General features: G+C 56.9%; 15 protein-coding genes. 2 read left to right on the forward strand and 13 right to left on the reverse strand.

Annotated features, from left to right (window positions below):
• Positions 1-118 precede the first annotated feature (118 nt).
• Positions 119-2,581 (forward strand): ATP-binding protein, encoded by a 2,463-nt coding sequence (locus tag Q7U76_16770; protein MDO8358031.1) that lies wholly within the window; start codon positions 119-121, stop codon positions 2,579-2,581.
• On the opposite strand, the gene Q7U76_16775 is transcribed toward Q7U76_16770, so the two are convergent.
• From Q7U76_16775 to Q7U76_16830, 12 genes are all read right to left on the reverse strand, one after another.
• A complete protein-coding gene (locus Q7U76_16775) occupies positions 2,567-5,269 on the reverse strand; it encodes a patatin-like phospholipase family protein (GenBank protein MDO8358032.1) in 2,703 nt (900 codons plus the stop codon). The genes Q7U76_16770 and Q7U76_16775 overlap by 15 nt on opposite strands.
• Positions 5,266-6,684 (reverse strand): patatin-like phospholipase family protein, encoded by a 1,419-nt coding sequence (locus Q7U76_16780; GenBank protein ID MDO8358033.1) that lies wholly within the window; start codon positions 6,682-6,684, stop codon positions 5,266-5,268. Before Q7U76_16780 ends, Q7U76_16775 begins: the two co-directional genes overlap by 4 nt.
• Before the next feature lie 72 nt (positions 6,685-6,756).
• Positions 6,757-7,830: a hypothetical protein gene (locus tag Q7U76_16785; GenBank protein ID MDO8358034.1), complete on the reverse strand. Its 1,074-nt coding sequence runs from the start codon at positions 7,828-7,830 to the stop codon at positions 6,757-6,759.
• A 213-nt stretch (positions 7,831-8,043) separates the two neighbouring features.
• Positions 8,044-8,574 carry a TIGR00645 family protein gene (locus Q7U76_16790; protein ID MDO8358035.1) on the reverse strand — a complete coding sequence of 177 codons (531 nt, stop codon included), beginning with the start codon at positions 8,572-8,574 and terminating at the stop codon, positions 8,044-8,046.
• Between the two features lie 130 nt (positions 8,575-8,704).
• Positions 8,705-9,115 (reverse strand): response regulator, encoded by a 411-nt coding sequence (locus tag Q7U76_16795; GenBank protein ID MDO8358036.1) that lies wholly within the window; start codon positions 9,113-9,115, stop codon positions 8,705-8,707.
• Positions 9,116-9,325: 210 nt separating this feature from the next.
• Entirely contained in the window at positions 9,326-9,973 is a 648-nt protein-coding gene (locus Q7U76_16800; GenBank protein ID MDO8358037.1) for a response regulator transcription factor, read from the reverse strand.
• Positions 9,970-11,166: a histidine kinase gene (locus tag Q7U76_16805; protein MDO8358038.1), complete on the reverse strand. Its 1,197-nt coding sequence runs from the start codon at positions 11,164-11,166 to the stop codon at positions 9,970-9,972. Before Q7U76_16805 ends, Q7U76_16800 begins: the two co-directional genes overlap by 4 nt.
• Positions 11,163-11,981, reverse strand: a complete 819-nt coding sequence (locus Q7U76_16810) for an ATP-binding protein (GenBank protein ID MDO8358039.1) — start codon at positions 11,979-11,981, stop codon at positions 11,163-11,165. The genes Q7U76_16805 and Q7U76_16810 overlap by 4 nt, the downstream gene beginning before the upstream one ends.
• A gap of 116 nt (positions 11,982-12,097) precedes the next feature.
• A complete protein-coding gene (locus Q7U76_16815; GenBank protein MDO8358040.1) occupies positions 12,098-13,300 on the reverse strand; it encodes a cytochrome P450 in 1,203 nt (400 codons plus the stop codon).
• Between the two features lie 31 nt (positions 13,301-13,331).
• Complete coding sequence (locus Q7U76_16820) at positions 13,332-14,693, reverse strand: beta-ketoacyl-[acyl-carrier-protein] synthase family protein (GenBank protein ID MDO8358041.1); 1,362 nt, start codon at positions 14,691-14,693, stop codon at positions 13,332-13,334.
• Positions 14,690-16,012 (reverse strand): hypothetical protein, encoded by a 1,323-nt coding sequence (locus Q7U76_16825; protein MDO8358042.1) that lies wholly within the window; start codon positions 16,010-16,012, stop codon positions 14,690-14,692. The genes Q7U76_16820 and Q7U76_16825 overlap by 4 nt, the downstream gene beginning before the upstream one ends.
• A 224-nt stretch (positions 16,013-16,236) precedes the next feature.
• Positions 16,237-16,812, reverse strand: coding sequence for a LuxR C-terminal-related transcriptional regulator (locus tag Q7U76_16830; GenBank protein MDO8358043.1), 576 nt, complete (start codon positions 16,810-16,812; stop codon positions 16,237-16,239).
• Positions 16,813-17,316: 504 nt separating this feature from the next.
• Here Q7U76_16830 and Q7U76_16835 point away from each other — a divergent pair.
• Positions 17,317-18,702 carry an outer membrane protein transport protein gene (locus Q7U76_16835; protein ID MDO8358044.1) on the forward strand — a complete coding sequence of 462 codons (1,386 nt, stop codon included), beginning with the start codon at positions 17,317-17,319 and terminating at the stop codon, positions 18,700-18,702.
• A gap of 61 nt (positions 18,703-18,763) precedes the next feature.
• On the opposite strand, the gene Q7U76_16840 is transcribed toward Q7U76_16835, so the two are convergent.
• Entirely contained in the window at positions 18,764-21,604 is a 2,841-nt protein-coding gene (locus Q7U76_16840) for a PAS domain S-box protein (GenBank protein MDO8358045.1), read from the reverse strand.
• Positions 21,605-21,714: the final 110 nt, after the last annotated feature.

Consider the following 21,714-nt stretch of genomic DNA (forward strand, 5'->3'; position numbering starts at 1 on the left):
GTCGCTGGTTGGTACGTTATCTTGCAGTCCGCAGGCCTCCTTACTAGAATGGCGCCGCGGATATGCGCAGATATTTAGCCGGCAGGCTCGTCGAAGCGACTGAAAGGAGTGTGGCGCCGTGGAAGATTTTGAAAAACTCGGGGTGTTCTACCTCGGACGTCCATACGATCTGGCCAAGAAGAAACCGAAGCCAGGCTGGTTGCTCTACGACTCGAAAGATCTGGTCACCCATGCCGTCTGCGTCGGGATGACCGGCAGCGGTAAGACGGGGCTCTGTCTTGGGCTTCTCGAAGAAGCGGCGATCGACGGAATCCCGGCTATCGTGATCGATCCCAAGGGGGACTTGGCGAATCTGATGCTGACCTTTCCGCAGCTCCGCGGCGAAGACTTCGCACCCTGGATCAACGAGGATGATGCGCGCAAGAACGGTCTCTCTCCTGGCGATTTTGCGACGCAGCAGGCGGAGTTGTGGAAGAAAGGTTTGGGTGAGTGGGGCCAAACCGGCGAGCGCATTCAGAAACTCAAGGATGCGGCGGATTTCGTCGTCTACACGCCGGGCAGCAATGCGGGAATACCGGTGTCTATTCTGAAGTCGTTTGCCGCGCCGTCTCAGGACATCCTGGACGATGTCGAGTTGCTGCGCGAGCGGGTGGGCACCACGACGACCAGCTTGCTTGGTTTGATCGGCGTAGAAGCCGATCCGATCAAGAGCCGCGAGCACATCCTGCTCTCGACGATTCTGGACCAAGCCTGGCGGAAGGGGCAGGACCTCGACCTCGCCGCGCTTATCCAACAGATCCAAACGCCACCCGTATCTAAAGTCGGTGTGCTCGACCTCGATTCGTTCTATCCGTCGAAAGATCGCTTTGCGTTGGCCACGCAGCTCAACAATCTGCTCGCGGCGCCGGGCTTCAGCGCCTGGCTCGAAGGGGACGCGTTGGATGTCGGGAAGATGTTGTATGGCCCGGAAGGCAAACCGCGGATCGCCATCTTTTCCATTGCGCACTTGAGAGATGCGGAGCGGATGTTCTTCGTGACCCTGCTGTTGAGCCAGACCCTTGGCTGGATCAGGGGGCAATCGGGAACAACCAGCCTGCGTGCCATTCTCTATATGGATGAAATCTTCGGCTACTTCCCTCCGGTGGCGAATCCTCCGTCGAAAGCACCGCTGTTGACGCTGCTCAAGCAGGCACGGGCCTATGGCCTTGGAGTCGTGTTGGCCACGCAGAATCCCGTCGATTTGGATTACAAGGGGCTGGCCAACACCGGCACCTGGTTTATCGGACGGCTTCAAACGGAGCGTGACAAGGCGCGGGTTCTTGAGGGGCTCGAAGGCGCTGCCGCCAGCTCCGGCAAGAAATTCGATACGCAAAAAATGGAACAGCTTCTTGCCGGACTGGGGAGCCGGGTCTTTCTTCTGAACAATGTCCACGAAGATGCGCCGGAGGTCTTTCAGACCAGGTGGACGTTATCCTATCTGCGCGGCCCCCTTACTCGGAATCAAATCAAGTTGCTTATGGATAAGGCGAAGGGCAAGGGGCTAGAGGCTAGGGGCAGTGAAAAAGATCAAAGCGGTCAGATCGCGTCGTCTTTCCCCTCGCCTCGTGCCTCTGGCCTCTCGCCTAGCGGCGCTCGTCCTCTGCTTCCCCCCGATGTCCCGCAACAGTTCATCCCTATTCGTGGCGCTCAGCCGAGTGGCAGTCGATTGGTCTATCAGCCGATGTTGCTGGGAGGGGCGCAAGTGAGGTTTTCCGACAGTAAAGCGGGAATCGATGTCACGGAGGATGTCACCGTACTGGCTCCGATTACAGAGGGGGCCGTACCGGTGGATTGGGACCATGCGACAGAGGCAGCGCTGGCCCTGTCAGATTTAGAGCAGGTCCCAGTGGAGGGGGCAGAGTTCGGGGCTCCTCCTGTCGCTGCCGGAAAGGCTAAGAGCTATGAGGTCTGGAATAAGGATTTCTCCGGCTGGCTCTTTCGCAATCAGAAGGTCGATCTCCTAAGAAGCCCCAGCACAAAAGAGGTCTCCAGGCCAGGCGAGTCGGAAAGGGATTTTCGCGTCCGGCTCCAACAGACTGGGCGGGAGCAACGAGACACACAATCGGATAGTCTCCGGAAGAAATATGCGCCGAAGATGACGGCACTCCAAGACCGTATTCGCCGAGCCGAGCAATTGGTCGAACGACAACAAACTGAGTCTCGATCAAGCCAGATCCAGGCAGCGATTTCGGTCGGTGCGACGATTCTTGGCGCATTTATGGGGCGCAAGACGATCAGCGCGACCACAATCGGTAAGGCGACGACAGCCATCCGCGGAGCCGGGCGTGCGATCAAGGAATCGCAGGATGTGGGGCAGGCTCAAGAAAATAGGGCGGTGTTAGAGCAGCAGCTTGCGGATCTTGAGGCGCAGTTCAAGGCCGAGACCGACGCGCTTGCCGCCGCAACCGATCCCCTCAACGAGAAACTCGAAACCCTCTCCCTCAAACCCACTAAAGCGAACATCGCGGTCAAACTTGTCGCGCTTGCCTGGGCCCCGCATTGGCAGGATGGGACGGGGACGTTCCTCTCAGCTTGGGACTGACGGGGTTGGCCGCGGCTGGTTCTCCTGTGCGGCTCGCAAGGCCCAGTGCGCGCGGAGATCTTCGAAGAGACGACCCTCTTTGCGGGCGGGATTCGACAGCGTCTCGTCAAACACCTCGTGGACAATATGCGCCCCGAGCTTCCTGTAGGATTCGAACTGCGATTCATCGAAAAACTGATCCGCCGTGGACTCATGCGGGAAGTCGGGGTTGCGGCCGGCATAGTCCTGCACGTCTGGCGGTTCGCCGCCCGTGAGAGAGGGCTTCAGGTATATCAGGAGGCCTTTGGGGGCTCCGGGGTCAACGAGATCGTACCGAATGGTGCCGATGGCATGGTGCCACTCGCTCTGATGCATCCCATTCTTTTGGCGCAGACGGTCCACATCTAATTCGATCTCCACGCCAAGATCGATCCGAATCTTTCGGATCGCATTTCCCAGGTCTGAAAACCCAGATTGTCGATCGCAGCCTGCATCGCTGACCACAATGATGTGGCAACGGCGGAGGATCATCTCGTAGAGACCGAGGTTTTCAAAGTGCCCACCGTCAGACAAGTAGACATAGCGCTTCTGGTCGTCGGTGAAGCCGAAGGCTTCAGCCAACAGCGGGCCTACGGAAAATTCAGGGCAGGACCTGCCGTATGTTGCCTGGCCGGCTTCTCCGGGATTGCCGAGCCACCACCCGAGCCGTACGTTGAAGAGGGTGAGGAGCATCGTCACCGGCGGCGAAGAATGGTAGCCCATGTTGGGGCTTGCCGCCGCGCCGGAAATCGCCAAGGCCGTTCCAATTGAAATGGATTGATTCACCGCGGGGTTTTTCCCGTACTCGGCAGATCGGCGATAGCCCAGGCTGTTCGCCGCGCTGCCGCAGTGGAGTGGAGTCACGGTAAACGATTGCGCCTTCCGCTGCTGCCAGGCGAGGTTCGTCCCATGCACCAGATTGAGGGCAATATTGACGACGTGCAACGGCCTCTGAATCGGACCCTGCTGCGAGGCCAGGTCCGCCATCGGAAAGTTATCGTTGGGATCGAATCCCGTAAACGGATTGGGCGACCGTTGCTCGCCGCGCGACGCACCGAGGTAGGCACGGATGAGACGGTTGCGATACATCGCATGGAGGGAGAATTTATTGATGTTGATAAAGAACGACATGAGCACGCTGAACAGAGCCATCCCGAGAATGAATTCTCCGACCTCGAACCATGAAGCCTTGCCGAGGACCGCGGTGTTTCCATAGGCGAGTGCCATAAGGATTAGCACGATCGTTGCTGGCGCCAGCACGAGGAGATACAGTTGTTGTCCGAGCTGTGTCAGCTTTCCCGGTTGTTCACCGGCCTGCTGCGCGGCTGTTTTCGCGCTGAACCCGAACAGCAGCGTGAAGAGTCCCGTGAGCCCGCCCGCCGAGGTGATCCAGCCTGGTATGTGTGAGAGCATCCAGGGTCCAAATATCACGATGCTGGAGGCTCCTGCCCAGGACACCGATCCGATGAGAACCCATGCCCCGGTGCGTCCCCACCATTCACGGTCGGCATCCCCGGTTGATCGGCTTGCAATTCCAACAAACAACGTGGCGGCGAGGATGAACAGCGTCAGAAAGGCCGGCACGGCACAGAATGTGAACCAATCGTCATAGCCGGCATGTCCGTAGAACGGCGACGTTTTTTTGAGGGTGAGCCAGAGCAGCCATCCGCCTAACAGTCCGCTGAACATGATGGTGAGCAGTTCCAGGTATCGCCATCCGTCGCCCCATGGGCGACGCAGCACGATCGCCGCGATCAGCCATGCGGTGCTATGCATCGCTGCGGCCCCAAGGGCCAGGGTTACGAGGCTGGAGAGTCCAAAGAGCGAGAGACTGTCGAGGCTGTGGCCTGCGGCTTGGAACCAGGCCCAGGCCATTGTTAATAGGATCACGCCTGCGAGCAGAGGGAGTAGGCTGAAGAACAAGAACGAGCGCTGTTGCTCAAACCATTCCCAGGTCTTGAGTGGCCGCAACTTCCGGAGACTGGGACGGCAGAGATGCAAGTAAATCAGATTCATGAGCAGGCACAGGCTTCCCACTGCGACGCAGCTCGCCATCAATTCGACGGACGGACGTGTTCTAACCAGCGCCCGATAAAACAAGGGGATGGCCAGCAGCGCCAGAAGAAAGGGAATCAGCACGAGCCAGTTGAGGATGAGATTTCTCAGGTAGGTTCCTATGAGAGTCCAGGAGTCCGCCGACAGCAACCCGAGCCGAGGACTGAGGTAGTTACTGTACATGCGAAGGTGCGTGATGGGACTTGGTTCAATATCTTGCTGGGGCTGGGGCTTCTGTCGCAAGGCCTCTGCGACCCCCGCGAGTCCCTGCGGGTGATTGCGAATCCATGCGGACAGCCAGCTGCCGATATATCCGCCACCGGATACGGTGGAAAGGCAGTCGAGTTTCTCGAGCAGTTTGAGCTTGGCTAACCCTTGAATGATGCCGAGGCCGAACGTGGCACTTCGAATCCCTCCACCGGAGAGACAGAGCGCCACACGCCCTCCTGGCACGCGATGGATGAGTGCGTAGATTGCCGCCTGTCGAACCTGATCCGATCCCGTCAGGGGATAGTCGGCGGGAAGTGGGCCATGGAGCCGAACGTACTCCTCCTCCAACACTTGACTGAGGAGTAGCCGTGGTTCGTGGGTTTCCGGTTGAGTTACGTCGTTCATCGCGCCTCAATAAAATTGATGATCCGCTGTTGCTGTTTCTTGACGACCTTTTGAGCCGCAGCAATCAAGAGTGCGCCGTGGCAGGCATCTTCGATTTTGAATAACGTCGGCACTTGGCGAATTGTGTGGGTGATGGCCTCAGGCGTCAGGGTGCTGGGGCAGCCGGCAGGAATGGGATCGCCCGCGGTCCACTCAGAATCCGTATAGCGAAGAATGATCAGCTTCAAATGATCGTAGTCCGGAAGGAGCGCGCCTTCGGTGCGCAGGCTGTGCCAGAGCATGGCCTGATAGGCATTAGCCCGCTCTTCCATGATTCCGACGATGCGGGCGGGATCGTGGGCAAAGACTTCAAACCCCTTCTCACTCGTATTGAGATCGGCATCTCCTTCGTCGAACGGGTAGGAGGCGTCGACGACGATGATCAAACCTCTTTTGGCGGCATGTCCGGTCGAGGTCAGTTTATTCAGGAAAAGCGTGGTCAACGACTCGGTGCCGAGGTTGTCGAACAGGCCGCCGTCCCCGACGTGGGTGTACATATCCGTTCCGGCGGTTTGATAGGTCACAGGTCCGACTACGGGAGGAAAGGACGCGGACGTGGCGACCGCGAGCGAAACAGGCAGTCCACGATGGTCTCCGGCGAGACCCTCAAATGTCTGCGGGAGGAATTGATGTTTTGCCCGTTCCACACTCTTGTCGAAGCTGGCTTTGCCTTCCGGGGTGAATTGCTGACCCTTGGAGACGAGTTTGGCCCGCAGTTCTTTCGTGAAGTCATAGGCAAAGTCTGCCGGTGGAAGCGTGGTCAGGACCAGCCGTCGCCCGCTGTTATAGATAGTGCCGTTCAAGATGATCCGCGGCGCATTCCCGCGCTGCTCTCGCTCATAGAGGCCCGCAAAAGTGATCTCGTTGAAGAAGTTCGCGTCCCAGACATCGGCGAAGGAGTAGGCCAGCTTCGTGGGATTGGCGACACGAAAATTGACCATCTGCCGACCGAGCGCCCGGAGCTGAAAGTTCAGCTGCATGTCCTCTTTGAAGGACGCGAAAAACTGCCGGTAGGTTGGAGAGAGTCCGTCCCCTGCCAAGATGGCTTCTGACTTGGCTGGTTTTTTGACGGCATAGTAGGCCGTGGCCAGGCTGCCACCGGACACGCTGGACATATGGGTGACTTTGTCCAGCACGCTTCGAGACTGTCCGTTTTCTAGAATGCGAACATTTGCCAGTGCTTCGAGGGCTCCGGCGGCAAAGGTGGCAGCGCGACTGCCGCCACCGGATACGGCAATGCCGACGAGCATGTCTTGGTCTGGCAGGGGTGCAAAGACCGGTGTGGCCGTATCAGGATGGGCCGGGAGTTGATGGATCTTCGCAAAGCAGCCGGTCAGGAGCAGGCTGATGCTGAGTGCAACCGACATGGACTTCATCGTCGTGTCTCCCTACTGGTACTGGTTCAATCGCGGCTCACCGACGGACGAACAATATGCCGTCCGTGCCTGTTACGAGCCCTGTGTGACTTGGAAATAGCAGAACCCCTCGTGTTCAACAAGCTTCTTGGCCATCACCCCAGCAGCGGTTTCGAGTGTGGCGGCAACGGTTTCGTTCTGGGTACTGAATACCGTGCCACCGCGGACGGCTTTCCCTACCAGTGATGTAACGGCCGCTTCGGCTCGCAGGGCGTCACGAGTCACTCGGGCCAAGGCCTCCAGTGGGATTGCGGGATGATGGGCATCGAATTCCGGGTAGGGCGACTGCTGGGGGATTGGCCCCACTTGCAAGGCGGTCGCGCCATGCACGGCCGGCACTCGAAACGCGGTATCGAAGAAGGCTTCCAGGAAAATACGTGTCAGGTCGGCACTGACACGCTGTGAATCGACCGTGGTGGCGGATACACGAACCGAATTGGTCGGACTCACTTCAATTTCCGCTGAGATTCCTGGGAAGAGCAGGGTATTCCCGCTTCGATCGACGAACCCCTTCGAGGTGACGCGTACGACGCCGTGGGACGCACCTCCGGATGAGTCGGGCTTGGTGGCAAAACTGAGATCGCCAAAATAGGCTTTATTGTAATTCAGGAGCATCCTGGCGAAACGAGAGGCGTCTTGTTCCAGTTGATCCTCATCCACTCCGAGATGTCCGTGCCATTGTCTGGCGACGTCAATGACCTGCTTGAGTTTGTCCAGGTCGATGCGCGCGTTCGCATCGTTGGTCACGTCATCGAAGACCTGGGCGAGGATGGTGAGGGAGGCCCCCTTGTCCTGGTGCCGCAGGCGAATCTTCTCGATGACGGCCGCGAGCGGACGGACGCTCGTGGTTTGTCCCTCCGGGGTCAGCTGCACGAGATCCTGTGGCGAAGTTCCCGTATCTCGTCGATCCCCCGGCTGTTCATCGTGAGCCTGTCTAGTACATGCGAGGAACTTTGCCGTGAGTTCTTTCTTGTCGGCTAACTTTTGGCGGAACGTTCCGCGATGGAGATCCAGTTGGTCACGGAGCTGCAGGACGGAAGAACTGCAGGCAGCCTGTGAGAGTAGAGCGATCAGGAGAATGAAGAGGGAGTAGGGTCGTCGTGTCATCGCAACCTCTTGATGGTGAAGGGGTAAGTCCTGGATGATGTCATGTGCGCTGCTGCCCCGATGGGTACGCAACAGCCATGCCGATCATAGGAAGGCTGTAATGGAGTAGGGGGCTTGATTCGACTGATTTTTCAAACGGTTCTGTGAGTGGCATAAGCAGGCTAGGTATCGCATCGGATACGTTCGTATCCGATGCGATACCTAGCCCATGTGTCAGTGCTTGCGATCTTTTTGCATGATCTTGTCAGTCCAGGCGAGGAGAATCGCAGAGCCGATGAATGTCAGGTGAATCAAAATCTTCCACTTGATATGTTCGGTGTCTTCATTCGCAATGTTGACGAACGATTTCAACAAATGGATGCTGGAGATGCCGATCAGCGAGGCGGCGAGTTTAATCTTGATGGTGCCTGGGTCGATGTGGGTCAGCCAATCCGGCCGGTCGGGATGGCCCTCTAAGTCTAATTTACTCACGAAGGTGGCGTAGCCGCCGATGATCACCATGGTCAATAAATTTGCCACCATCGTGACGTCGATCAGTCCCAGGATGCCCAGCATGAAGATCGTCTCTTCCTGCTGATTGATATGCCGGACCATCTCCCACAGCTCGACAAGAAACTTGTATGCGTACAGCAGTTCTGCGACGATCAAGCCGCCGTAGAGCGGAGCTTGAATCCATCGGCTGGCGAACACAACGGTTTCGAACACGTGCTCGATCCGGCTTGCGACCGAGGGGGTGTGTTTCACGGGTGTGGGTTCTGTATGGTTGGAATGACTCACGGCGCGTTATCCTAATCGGCGAGGGGGCAGCCTGTCAATTTGTATGACATGGGGGTGACTCGTTCTGGAGACGGGACGATCATGCCCGCAACGATGCTCAATTATTGGGGGTGGCAATGAGGGAGGCTAAGACGTCGACCTGGTGTTGTGTGACACAGAGTCGACGAATGGTATCGATCACCGTGCGATCGTCAGAAACCTTTTCGCAAATAAAATCAGCGCCAGCGACGGAGTAGGCATTTTTATTATCGAGCGAGGGGTTGTTCGTCACGACAATGATCGTGGGAGGAATCATCAATTGCCGAACGTGCCGAAGGACATCGAGGCCGCTGCTGCCCTCTAAGAGGGAACTCACGATGGCCACATCCGGGTTTCGATTGAGAATCATCGCGGTGGTTTCTGTCGAGTTCGACGATTCTCCCACCACAGTCACACCCGAGACTTTCTCCAGACGTTTCCGGAGTCTTCCTCGAAGGTGGGCGTCTATGTCGGCCAGAAGGATGGTCATATGATCGTTTTGCCAGAGATGACTGTGCGTTGTGTCATGCCTAGTCTTAGGGCAGATCGTAGGAAAAGACAATCAGCTGAATAGACACAGCCTGTAGGTGGATTCTGACGCCGACTCGATTGTCATGCAGAGGCGAATGGCTCCGGTCGCCACCTCTGTGTTCTGTGCCCCTCCGATGTGTCTGTACGCTCGGGTGCATCATCGTTGAGGCTATTCCACCAAATGATGGTCGAGTGCGTATCGGATGAGTTCAGCGGTAGTGGCGAGTTGCAACTTATCCAGGAGCCGCGCTCGATAGGTACTCACGGTCTTCATACTCAAACCCAGAGATTGTGCGATATGCTTGACGGACTGGCCCTGGGCTAACGACACGAGAACTTCGAACTCCCGCTCAGACAAGGTCTGATGGGCCAGGCCAGCGGGGTGTTTACTCAGATTGCCGGCCATACGCTCTCCGAGGGAGGCGGTCACATACCGGCGGCCGGACAGGACCTGCTTGACGGCTCTGGCCAGCTCTTCCGGTGCTGTCTGTTTGGTGAGATAGGCCATCGCCCCGGCACGGAAGGCGCGAACGGCATATTGCTCTTCCGGGTGCAGGCTCAGGACCATCAGTGGGAGCTGTGGCGCCATGTTGTGTAACTCACACAAAAGTTCCAGCCCGTTCTGATCGGGAAGGCTGATATCCACGATGGCCAGATCCCAAGGCCCTTGCCGTACCGCAGCCATTCCTTGCTGTGCGGTATCGGCTTCTCCGACTTCGACGTGAGGAACGGTTTCCTCCAGAATCTGTTTCACGCCCCGGCGGACGACTTCGTGATCGTCAATGATGAGAATTTTCACTACGTGTGTCCCAATCATGGTGCGGCGCACTCCGCAAGCGGCAGGGAAGCGGAGGCCGTGGTTCCTATGCCGGATGTGCCTGCGATATGAAAGCTCCCCCCCAGGAGAGAGACACGTTCCTGCATGCCACGAAGCCCGAAGGAATCAGTGGTGGTCACTCGTTCAGGGCTAATGCCCTTTCCGTTGTCCGTCACGTCTAACCTCACGTTGTCGCCATCACGGGTCAGTCGAATCTGTGCCTGCGAGGCCGCAGCGTGACGCATCACATTCGTCAGGAGTTCTTGTGCGATTCGAAATAATGCAGCCGACATCTCGGAGGGCAGTGCGAGGGATGACAACTCCGGAGCCACAGCGACCGCACATCCTGCGCCCGTACGATCTTGAAACGCAGTGGCGAGAGATTCGAGTGCCGGGATCAGTCCGAGGTCGTCCAGCATGGCGGGGCGCAAGGCTGTCGCAGTTGCACGAACAGCATTCAAGAGCCGATCGACTGAACCGGACATGGTTTGGACTTTGTGCTGGAGATCGCCGTCGTCGGTACAGGCAGGCGCTCGCGGAAGCTTCCTGTTGAGCCAGGCCAGGTCGAACTTCAGGCCGGTTAGTGCCTGTCCGAACTCATCGTGCAGTTCCCGCGCAATTCTGCACCGTTCTTCTTCTGCGGCGATGTGCGCTCGGCGCGTTGCGCTACGAGCTTGGGTCTGGGCCAATCGGAGTTCTTCTTCGACCCGGGTTTGCGGAACCGTGGCGGTGCCGATTGCGATGAGGCCGATCAGGCGCCCGTCGGCCCCTACCACCCGTGACATATTCCAGGAGAGTATCGTCAGTGAACCTGTACATGTCCGGAGGGGGCTCACGAGCCCTCGTAATTCGCTCCCTTCGGCAACTCGCACGAGTTCGGCTAAGAACGACTCACGCGCCTCGATGGGGAGACAGAGCTCCACATAGCTGCGGCCCAGTGCTTCGTCGGCTGTCCAGCCGGAGACCACTTCGGCTGCATGGTTCCATTCCAGAATGATGGACTCAGTCGATAGAAGCAGGATGGCGTTGCCGGATGCCTCCAAGATCGCGCGATAACGATGTTCGATCGGCTCCCCTGTGTGGGTAGCCGACTTCAGTGGGCGCAGGGTCTCGGTCCTACTGTGAGTGTTGGCGGTTCGCCGCAACGCGGGAGACGGTGTGGCGGTGACAAGATGGCTACGTGATCGTTTCATATCATTGTGAGAATCGGTTCAAGATAGACGTCCGCGGTGATGCAGGTGCCTCGCCCTACCGTGGACTGGATCTTCAGGCGGCCACCGATCTTTCGAACCTGGTCTTCCATTTGGACAAATCCCAGTCCCTTGGCTTGTGCCTGAGCCATGTCGAAGCCTGACCCGTTATCACGGATGCGCAGTCGAACGCAGGAGCCGATATGTCGAAGTGCGATCACGACTTGTGTGGCGCGAGTATGGCGAACGGAATTATGCAGGGCTTTTCTGGTAATGGCGACAAGTTCACGGGCTTCTTCGCCGGTCAGAATCTCCTCGGCTGCCGACTCGACCTTTACGCGAATTTGTACCGCATGTGTTTGCTCTGTTGTCCTGGCGAGGTCCTGTAACTCAGAGATCAGCCGAAATGGATCCACACGGTCGGACTCGAGACTTCGAATCATGCGTTCGATGTTCTGAATGAGCAGGCTGAGCTGGTTGGCTGCCTGATTGTGGGCATGAGGCCCAGTCGATGGCGCACCGTTGTGCAAGGCAGCAGGTTGCGCAAGGCTCACCCTGATCGTGTAGAGCGCCTGTAGCACAGACTCGTGCAGTTCCTGTCCAATGCGGCTGCGATCGTGCAGCAGGGCGTGTAGCCGTTCCTCGGATGCCTTGAGGGCAAAGGCAAGGTTGTCCTCAACCTGTCCGAGCAGCAGGGCACGGAGCGCGTCGGTGTTATCGGCGAACGCTTCTCGCGCGAGATCAGTTTCCTGCGCACGTCGCTTGCCGGAGGATTGCCGAAACCCGTCTAAGATCTGGAGGCCTCGCCGATTTTTCATCGGGTAGAACGTCCTTTCTGCACATGGGGCGTAACAACGAAGGAGCAAGGAGAGGCCAAACAAAAGCCTGGCTTATGGAATTTAAAAATCGCTAGATGGCCCCATTTCATAGCTTCTTACTCCCTGCCCAACACCAAGGGTAAGGACTGATAGCCGAACACGACGAAATTTTCCGTTTGCCTTATGGCAGGTGCCGCCCCTCGTGAGAGGGTGGGGAAACGATCGAGGAGAGCGTTTAAGGTGATGCTCGTTTCTGCCCGTGCCAGTGGTGCCCCAAGACAGTAGTGGACTCCCATGCCGAAGGCGACGTGATTGTGCAAGTCGCGATCCAATCGGAAGTCGTCTGGGTTAGGAAATGCGCGAGGGTCACGGTTGGCTGCACCGTAATAGATCGTTACAAGCGAATTTGCTGGGATTGTGGTGCCAGAGAGGACTACTTCGCGAGTTGTCTGGCGAGACAGTCGTTGGGTTGGACTTTCAAATCGAAGGGTCTCTTCGATCACTGCGTCAACCAATGTGCGATCCCCTCGAAGCCGCTGCCAGAGCTCAGGGCGGTCCGCGAGAATGCCCAACATGTTGCCGATGAGGTTCGTAGTCGTCTCATTTCCTGCGATCAGCAGCAACATGCAAAAGCCTAAGATCTCAGCATCCTCAAGGGATTCTCCCTCAATCTCTGCTTCCACGAGGGCTGTGATCAGATCTTCGGCTCCATGAGCCCGCCGCTCAGCGGCCATACGGCCAAAATACATCATCATTTCTTTATTGCTCTTCGCCCGTTCCTCTGGACTCACGGAGTCGAAGGCGAAAAATGTTTCACTCCACCGCTTGAAGGTTAGATAATCCTCACCGGGAATGCCGAGGAGGCGTGCGATGACTTTCAGCGGCATTGGAATCGCTAATGAGCCGATGATGTCGGTTTCTTCCGTGCCAATCTCACCCAGCAACTCATTGGCCACACGCTCCATCCATGGCGTCAGAGACTCAACGCGTTTGAGCGTGAAAGTCTTATTGACGAGCCGGCGAAATCGAGTGTGGCGAGGGGGATCGTCATTGATAAGCGCAAGAGGTGGGCCAATTTTCCCGACAAGACAATGGTGGGATGAGAATGTTTCGTGGTCACGTAGAGCGTGATACACATCATCATGTCTCATCAGCGCCCATGCCCGGACCGGCTCATCAAATCCTAAGACGGCTCCGGCCGGAAGAAATCGATAGTTGAGCGGGGATTGGTCACGCAGTTCATGAAAATACGGATATGGGTCTGCGATGACCGCTCGAGTCGATAGTTGATCGGCTGTGAGTCCCAATGTTGTAGTCATATCGTTTCTCCTCTTGAGCAGGTGTATTTCGCTATTTCCATTGAACAAGGTTTGCACGAAGCGATCGAGCCATGGCCGCTCCGACCGGCTGATTATGGATTGCATCCCAATCACTCATTCGTAGGAGCGGATCTTGCGGCGCGACCGCGTTGACGTGCGAGAGTGCCAACACGATATTCTTGCCCCCAAAGCCGAAGCTGTTTACCAGTGCCCGACGGATTCGTGCCGATCTCCCCGTTAAGGCGACATAGTCTAAGTCGCAGGTGGGGTCTGGGGTCGTCAGATTGAGAGTTGGCGGAATAAACTGATGCTCAAGCGCGAGTGCGGTCCCGATCACCTGAAATGCGCCACTGGCGGCGAATGCATGGCCGAGTGCTCCCTTGAAGGAGCTGACAGGAATTCGATAGGCCTGGCTGCCTAGGGCATGTCTAATCGCCGCTGTTTCAACAGCGTCGAGGTCGACGGTGCCTAATCCGCAGGCGTTAATGTAGTCCACTTCTTCGGGAAACCAATGGGCAGCAGAGAGACTTTGCCCGATGGCACGCTGTTGCTGCGCTCCCGTCTCAAGCGGTTTGGCCATCGAATAGGCGTCGCAGGTAAATCCCCAGCCCTCCAGCTCCGCGTACATCGGTCCGCCCCGTCGTCTGGCATGCTCAAATTCTTCGAGCACCACACAGCCGGCCCCTTCACCGAGAACCATGCCGCTACGATTGAGATCGAATGGCCGAGGGTGGTTTCGTACGGTTCCTCGCTCGTCAGGGGCGAGGGTTCGCGCTGCCTCCATGACGGAGAAGATGCTGGGGTGGAGAGGCGCTTCTGCTCCTCCTGCAATGACCACGTCAGTATGGCCCCCTGCGATCAGCTCATAGGCGCGTCCGATAGCATTTGCCGTAGAGGAACAGCCGATTGAGTAGGTTTCGCAGCTGCCGTGCACGTTCAGCGCAATGGCCACTTCTGCAGAGACGGCATTGGGAAATGTGGAGGTCATGGCGAAGGGGCTGGTGTGCTGGTACTGTTTCCGCAGGATGGAGTCGTGGGTCTCAAGGGCTTCCTTCAAGCCCGCAATGGATGTTCCCATACAGATTCCGATCTCTGATCGATCTTCAAGGTCGAGATTGAGCCGGGCATCTCGGACGGCCATCATGGCCGATCCAACCGCAAAGTGAGTCACGCGACCCATTCGGCGAGCCTGTTTGCGAGGAATGAAATCCAGGGGGTCAAAGTCCTTCACTTCGGCTCCCAATGATGAACTAAACGGGGACGTATCAAAGGAAGTGATCGGTGCAACACCGCCCAGGCCTTGACTCAATAGATGCCAAAATGTCTTGGGGTCACATCCGAGAGGAGAGATGACTCCGAGACCGGTCATAACGACTCGACGGGGCGCCCTCATAGCTTGCTCCCTTGCATGGCGAATGCGGGGTCTTTTTCCTGCAAGACTTCTTCGCGATGCCAGGTCCCAAGATGATCACGGTGGCCCTGTGGAAGCGATTCGCCCGGGTAGAATCGATCGTAGAATCCCACATCAACATGATGCGCTTGAAAGGCGATGACGGATTTGAATGCATCGACATGGGCGGGGAACCGCCCGTAGGTCCGATAGACGTAGTTGCAGAAGGAAATGGTGGCGTCGATCGCACGTTGATCGTGAGGGACGATGCCTGGTCCTCCCTCCTGGCCCATCCAGGGGCGTTTTGAGGGATTGGCGTAGATGCCTCCGGCTCCGAATTTTGAAGCAACGAGATTGAGGACGGCCTCTTCCATCGATGCGACAAAGGGTGGACAGACCCCTTCCCATACTCCTGGGATCCCGACAGGGTTGGGTCGCACATTTTGCATAGGAGACTTGGAGAAGGTGAAGCCTAACCCGGGGTAGATTTGGGGTTCGAGACCAAGCAAATGGCGGCCGCTTCCGACGTTATGAATTCCACCGCCAAGGCCGATCGCTTGTTGCATCAAGAACAAGTTTTGTCCGACCATCGCCTGTTCTTGAAGGGCGGTGTCGCAGATGCCGGCATCAAGGTCGCGCAGGGTCAGGACGCGGTTAGTACTGAGATCGTCATGTAAATGGCCTCCCCGACTTTTCCTGAACTGATCCAATCCGCAGCTGACGTCTCCCTGATCGCTATCCACGATATAGTATCCGTACTCCTCGCTGAGGAGGACCAAGAGCAAATTGAGATAGACGCGTGCCACTTCTGTGACGGGCATGAAGTAGAGAGTGCCCGGACGATTGGCATACCATTGGTTGAACGAGAGCATGTAGGGGAGCCGGCGCGGAATTTCGAGCCGCCCCTCTTGAAGCAGGGTCAAGTCAGGAGGTTGTCCGCTGTCCGGATGGGATGCACCTGCGACAAAGTACAGCCCTTCGTCATTTGTCATGAACAGTTTGGTCGTCTGAGCTGCACAGGGACTTGGCACTGTTCTGCCCAGATAGTTCATGATTGCCATGCCCTGCCCGTCTTCACAACGCAGCCGCTTGGCGTACTGCATGTCGGCCAGATGCTTTCCTGTCTCGCCGACGCCGGCGAACAGGAGATACCGCATCTCTTCAGCACTCAACGGAATGGGCGGTTGCTCGCTTCGATGTTGCAATGGGCCAGCCGGGAGCTCCATGCCGCACCCAAAGCGCCTCGTCTTACGTTCCGTCAGTAAGTCCACTAGAGTTTGGACTGCGGCAGATTTGGTTGCCAAGCATTCCGCTGTTGCCATTGCGTCCTCCTTATAGGCTGGCTGTTCGTTCCGCGCACCCTATTCAATTGCTGATCTTTCCCACGCGAACGAACAGTATCAAAGATACGTAGCCGTATGACCTACCCGGATGGGTAGGTGGCGCGGAGGGGGACAATGGGGGATTGAGATGATCAGCGCGCGCGCGAGGAACGGGTCATTGAGCTAGACAGTAAGGAAACGGGGCATGTGATGAAACGGAGGCGCTAGGGGTGAGGTGCCTGAGGGTCTGCTTGTTGAGAATCGTGGGGGACCGACTCTGAATAACCATTTTTCCACTGAGTTTGCCACTGGGCTACGGCTGCCCAACGGTTTTCCACGCCACCAAGCTTCTCGAATACGTTTTTAAGGTGGAACTTGATCGTATTGAGACTGACGTGAAGAATGATAGAGATTTCCCAATTGGTCTTGCCCTCTGCCACCCAGCGCATGATCTCTACTTCTCGATGCGTCAAGGCCAGCAGTTTTCGGGAAGGGAGATTTGTTCCCTCCCATGAGGTTGCCCGCATGTAGGCAAGGTGCAAATGTGGCGCGAGAATCTGTGTCATTGTCCGCAGTTTCGAAAGTAACTTCTGATCGAAATTGCTGAATGCAAAGTAGGTGCATTCCCCCATCACTCCGCGAACTCCGACCGATAGACAAGTCTTTATTCCGAAGTCGAGCTTAAGACTGGTGACCGCTCTGGGAACGACTAGCTCCGGGCAATCCTCGCTCGATACCGTGCCAATCCTGGTTTTCTGCAGAAGCAGGATCGCGGGGTCAGTAAGAAATCCCTGCGTCATATACAGATGATGGAGCTCAGAGTTGAAAGTCGTATGTCCCGCGGTTATTTGACATTTCTGGGTACTAAAGGCCCCACAACCCGCGAAACCGTGTGGGACGAGGGGATGTATCGTTGCGGCCAGGCTTGGCAATTGAGCGGTTGAGTTAATTGATTGGATCTGGTGCATGACCTCACCCAGAAGGCCAAACTCCTTCTTCGAGGGATAGGTGAGTCGATCGGGCCCTCGTAGTAACACTGTGGGGACTCCTTGTGGCCGAGTCTGCTGTCACACGTAAGTGAGAGGATTAGACGTATTGTGAATACACCTCAATATTCATCTTGCAGAACGGTAAGGCCAGACAAACCAAAGTGTGTGATTAAGTAATGGCCCCAGAGCTATCTTGAATAGAATGAGAACATACCGGAGGTATCTCTGGCAAGTACATTTCCCCCCATAGAGCCATAATTTAATGTGTTTGGCCCCCCTGGTTAATTCTGGACAAGGCAAGAGGCAGCCTGTAGCATGGCGCGTCTTTCGGGCGTTTCGTTACTAATCGGTGTCGCGGGGCACAGTATGATCTGGATCGTTCTCTCCTTATGCTTACTTACGCCATCGGTGGTGTTTGGTCAGGCCTTTCGGCTGCAGTCACAGGGAGGGGCGGCAGCCGGTCAGGGGAATGCCTTTGCCGCACAGGCAGACGATGCGTCAGCCATTCACTACAATCCGGCCGGGTTGAGTCAGGTCGAGGGGGTTCAGGTCGCGTTTGGAACGACCTTGCTAGGCGGATCGATTAAATACAAGAGCCCTTCGGGAGTCGATACGCGAGGCGATTTTGGCGGCAGTATCGCATTCCCTGCTCCCAGCTACTCGTATATGAGTGCCAACCTCAGCGCCTTTGGGTGGGACAAGCTCTCGGATGTAACTGTGGGACTTGGGCTCACCTCTCCGTTTGGGCTGAATACCCGATATCCTGCCGATGGTCCGTTCAATACGGTCGTGACGTCGGCCACGCTGCCCCTCGTCGATATCAAGCCAACCGTCGCGTACAAAATCAACGACGCACTGTCATTGGGTGTGAGTGCAGATATCTATACGTTTGCAGGCTTTCTCGGGGAAGGGCAGGTTGAGCAGCGGCAAGTGGGATCCGGTGCGCTTGCCGGGGCCTCCATAGAACTCAATGGGAAGGGAACGGGGGCCGGTGCAACGGTCAGCCTGCTCTATACGCCCCTGAGAAATAGCGACGGTAAGCCGATTGCCTCTGTCGGGTTGGTCTATCGCACCCAGGCAGTGCTGCCCTTGAGCGGATCGCTGCTGGTGAACGGGGCTAAGATTGCGGATACTACGACGAATCTTGTGCTGCCGCAGATCTATACCGGCGCCATCGCGGTCTGGCCAGTTCGTACGAATGAGCGGGAATGGAAGTTGGAACTCGATGTGGAATATGTCGGGTGGAAGTCGAATCGTGATCTCGATGTGCATCTCTCGACGGGAGGGGTGATCCCGCAACCGCAACAATGGAAGACGGTCCCGGTTGTGGCGGTCGGCACTGAATATAGATGGCTCAACCCAGAATGGTTGCCCCATTGGGACGTGGCCGTTCGATCGGGGTATACCAGAACGGAGAATCCGGTGCCCGATCTGACCTTCAATCCCGGGACGATTTCGCTGGCGTCCAACACGCTGTCTATTGGGGTGGGGTTCTTGTGTAAGAGCGGGGGACGTTTCTTAGGAATGGTGCCTTGCGGAGGGGGGAGCGCACTCTGGCCGAAGGCCATGGGGCTCGATGTGGCGTTTCAGGAATGGTTTTATGAATCGCGGACGGTAGCCGGTAATCAAAACTCCATCGTGAATGGGACCTACCATACCTATATTCATTTGGGGACCGTCAGCCTCAAATTTGTATTTTAATATGAGCGCCAGGCTATTAGGCTGAAGGCATCAAGGCGTCACTCAACCTCGTCGACGCGGACTATGCGGTGGTCTGTGGGGCTGGCATAGGGATGTCGAGCACGACCTGCGTACCTTTTTTTGGACGGGATCTGATCGTGAGTCTCGCGCCGAGTTTTCGCGCCCGTGTCCTCATGTTGGCCAGGCCCATCCCGGATGATTTTCGGGCTGTCGGGCTGAAGCCTTTCCCATCATCGGAAACGTCCAGTCTGAATTTCCCACGATAGAGTTGGACCGTGACCCTGCGATGAGCGGCTCCAGCATGTCGGAGACTGTTGCTCAGGGCTTCCTTGGCGATGCTGAGTACGGGGCCGCATTGGGCTCGTGAGAGTCCATCGGCAACTGACTTGTCGATGGCCAGTTGTATGTCGCCTGCGCCGGCAACGGTCAATGACTGCACGATGGCGAGGAGTGCCTGGTCGAATGCGCCATGCTGGATGGCGGGCGTTTGCATGCGAGGGATGAAGCTTCGTACCTGGCGGATAACTCCGTTCAGTTGGGCGACGGAGCTATCCAATCGGCGGGCGTTTGTGGGGGAGATTCGTGAGATGCGCTGTCGCATGTGCTCCAATCCCATGCCGACGGCATAGAGCGATTGGAGGATATCGTCATGGAGATCCTGGCTGATCCGCTCTCGCTCTTCCGCGATTAGCTTCCGTTCAGATATGTTTTCAACCACCGCGAGCAGGAGCGGGCCGGTATGGCCGGGTAGTTCGATCCCGGTGGTGGTGACGGCGACCCAGATGATGTCCCCGGTTTTTCGGATATAGCGCTTTTCATACGTATAGCCGGACCGCGCTCCGTCAAAGAACGCATTGGTTAGGGCGAGATTGTCAGGCAGGTCCTCGGGGTGGGTATACAGGGCATAGGTGTTCCCGACTACTTCCCGTTCGCTGTATCCAGTCAGGGCACAAAAAACCTTGTTGGCGCTCAGGACTCGTTGGTGACTGTCCAGAATAACCAGTCCGACCGGTGCATCTGCCACGAACTGACGCCACTGGACTTCGCTGGTGCGCAGGGCTTCCTGCGCCTGCATCCGCTCTTCTTCAGTCTCGATCGCCGAGGCCAAAATACCCATCAATCTTTCGTCGGCCTCGGTTGGAACGAAATCGTGTTGGAACACGACGCAGAGCGACCCGATCGGGTCTTTGCCGCGTGTGACGATCTGGCCGACGTAGGTTTGCAATTGGTAGCGACTGACGTTGGGATCCGTTCGGACATACGAGGTGTTGGCCAGATGGCGAACCGTCCAGAGATGGTCGTCTCCCTTTTTGATGAGGTCATCGCAGAGATGTCCGTCGGCTTGGTCTGCCGGATTGAAGTCCGGAGGGGTCTGCCATTGTCCGATCGAATGGAGGAGTGCTCCCTCAAGACGTGAGTATAGCGCGCATGTTCCTCCAAGCAGCTCTCCCCCTAAGGCCGTCAGTCGATTGATATTTGCCAGCGGATCGCTACCGAATGTGAGGAAACACTCGTTGATTTTTTGCAATCTCAGCTCGACCTGTTTGTGGGTCGAGATGTCTTCGCAAACGACAAGAATGAGGGTTGTGCCAGTTTCGTCCTTGATAGCCAGCGCATGTTCTCTGACCCATAACCGCGCACCGCTCTTTCTGGTTTTTTGGATCTCCCAGTGGAAAAGCTTGGCGGGGTTGGATGCGCAGATATTCAATTGCTCAAGGACGGTTTGATGGTCATGAGCATCGAATACAAGGAGTATTGAGTGACCGGTCAGCTCCTCCTGGCTGTACCCCAGTTGATCTGCTCCATAACGGTTGACGGCCAGAACGGTCCCCTCTTGGGCGAGGGTAAAGTACATGGAAGGATTATTCTCGTAAAGAAACTGGTAGCGTTGATCGCTGGCTTTGAGGGCCGTCTCCGCCCGTGTTCGCTCGGAGATATCGCGGATGATCCCGCTAAAGAACAGACCGTCTCGAGATCGCCAGCAGGCAAGCGAGAGTTCCAGTGGGAATTCCCGGCCTTGTTTTGTGACGCCGACAAGCTCAAGTGTCTTTCGGACGAGCGAGTCTAGGCTGGCACTTCCCATGCGAGCCAGCCCCTGCTCATGTTTCTGTCGGTAGCGTGGGGGCATCAGGATGGTCAGTGGCTGGCCAAGTGCTTCCTCCAAGGAATAGCCGAAGATCTGTTCCGATGCTTTATTCCAGGAAATAATCCGGCCTTCATGGTTGGCCAGTACAATGGCGTCCGTCGCCGACTCTACGAGCGCACGAAACTGTTCCTCGCTTGCTCTCAGCGTCTCCTCCGCCCGAAGTCGTTCAAGCTCAGCGGCTGCGCGCCTGGCAAAGACGTTCAGGATGGCGGTGCCCTGACTCTCATCAAACAAAAACGGGTTTACGTCCATCACGCACAGATGACCGGTCGGCTGGCCCTCGCTATTGCGCAAGACCACTCCCATGTAACTCTCGACGTTGATTGAGGAGAGCAGTGTGTTTTGGGGGAACAATTGGCGGACGCCTTGAGTGAAGAGGGCCGTTCCGTCTTTCATGACCTGCTGACAGGGGGAATCCTGCAGATTGATTTCCAGGGGATCTGCTGCACAATTGCCGGACCATCCGGCCACAGTTCGAAGCCGGTCGGTCCTTCCTGGCGCCCATTCTGTCACGAAGGCATACTGCGTATTCAATGACAGAGACAATTGACGAACGAGGGCCTGCAGAAACTCTCTCCCTGTGGCCGCCGCGGTGCCGAAGGCCAATGCCTCGAGTGCGTCGTTCTTCCATTTTCGTTCGGCTGAGCGCTGCTCCAGTTCAGCGAGACGGGCGCGCAACTGGGCCAGCTCTGCTTCAGGGGAGAGTGACGTGCGGTCGTTGGTGGTGACTGAGTCGGGGTCGAGTGGCGTGGTCATGAGTCCTTCCTGAGGCCTACATCGTTAGACGTCGGTATCCCGACTATAGAGACGTTTAGGTCCCCCGCATAGCGCCATTCGGCCTTGGAGCTCTATCCTAGGTGATATGT

It is taken from the genome of Nitrospirota bacterium (genome assembly GCA_030645475.1).
Lineage (GTDB): Bacteria > Nitrospirota > Nitrospiria > Nitrospirales > Nitrospiraceae > Palsa-1315.

Bases quoted from the DNA above. Each gene is read 5' to 3' on its own strand.
- Q7U76_16810 (MDO8358039.1), bottom strand. From the start codon at position 11,981: ATGAAAAATCGGCGAGGCCTCCAGATCTTAGACGGGTTTCGGCAATCC.
- Q7U76_16830 (MDO8358043.1), bottom strand. From the start codon at position 16,812: ATGACGCAGGGATTTCTTACTGACCCCGCGATCCTGCTTCTGCAGAAA.
- Q7U76_16820 (MDO8358041.1), bottom strand. From the start codon at position 14,693: ATGAGGGCGCCCCGTCGAGTCGTTATGACCGGTCTCGGAGTCATCTCT.
- Q7U76_16775 (MDO8358032.1), bottom strand. From the start codon at position 5,269: ATGAACGACGTAACTCAACCGGAAACCCACGAACCACGGCTACTCCTC.
- Q7U76_16795 (MDO8358036.1), bottom strand. From the start codon at position 9,115: ATGACCATCCTTCTGGCCGACATAGACGCCCACCTTCGAGGAAGACTC.
- Q7U76_16835 (MDO8358044.1), top strand. From the start codon at position 17,317: ATGGCGCGTCTTTCGGGCGTTTCGTTACTAATCGGTGTCGCGGGGCAC.
- Q7U76_16785 (MDO8358034.1), bottom strand. From the start codon at position 7,830: ATGACACGACGACCCTACTCCCTCTTCATTCTCCTGATCGCTCTACTC.
- Q7U76_16780 (MDO8358033.1), bottom strand. From the start codon at position 6,684: ATGAAGTCCATGTCGGTTGCACTCAGCATCAGCCTGCTCCTGACCGGC.
- Q7U76_16805 (MDO8358038.1), bottom strand. From the start codon at position 11,166: ATGAAACGATCACGTAGCCATCTTGTCACCGCCACACCGTCTCCCGCG.
- Q7U76_16840 (MDO8358045.1), bottom strand. From the start codon at position 21,604: ATGACCACGCCACTCGACCCCGACTCAGTCACCACCAACGACCGCACG.
- Q7U76_16825 (MDO8358042.1), bottom strand. From the start codon at position 16,012: ATGGCAACAGCGGAATGCTTGGCAACCAAATCTGCCGCAGTCCAAACT.
- Q7U76_16800 (MDO8358037.1), bottom strand. From the start codon at position 9,973: ATGATTGGGACACACGTAGTGAAAATTCTCATCATTGACGATCACGAA.
- Q7U76_16815 (MDO8358040.1), bottom strand. From the start codon at position 13,300: ATGACTACAACATTGGGACTCACAGCCGATCAACTATCGACTCGAGCG.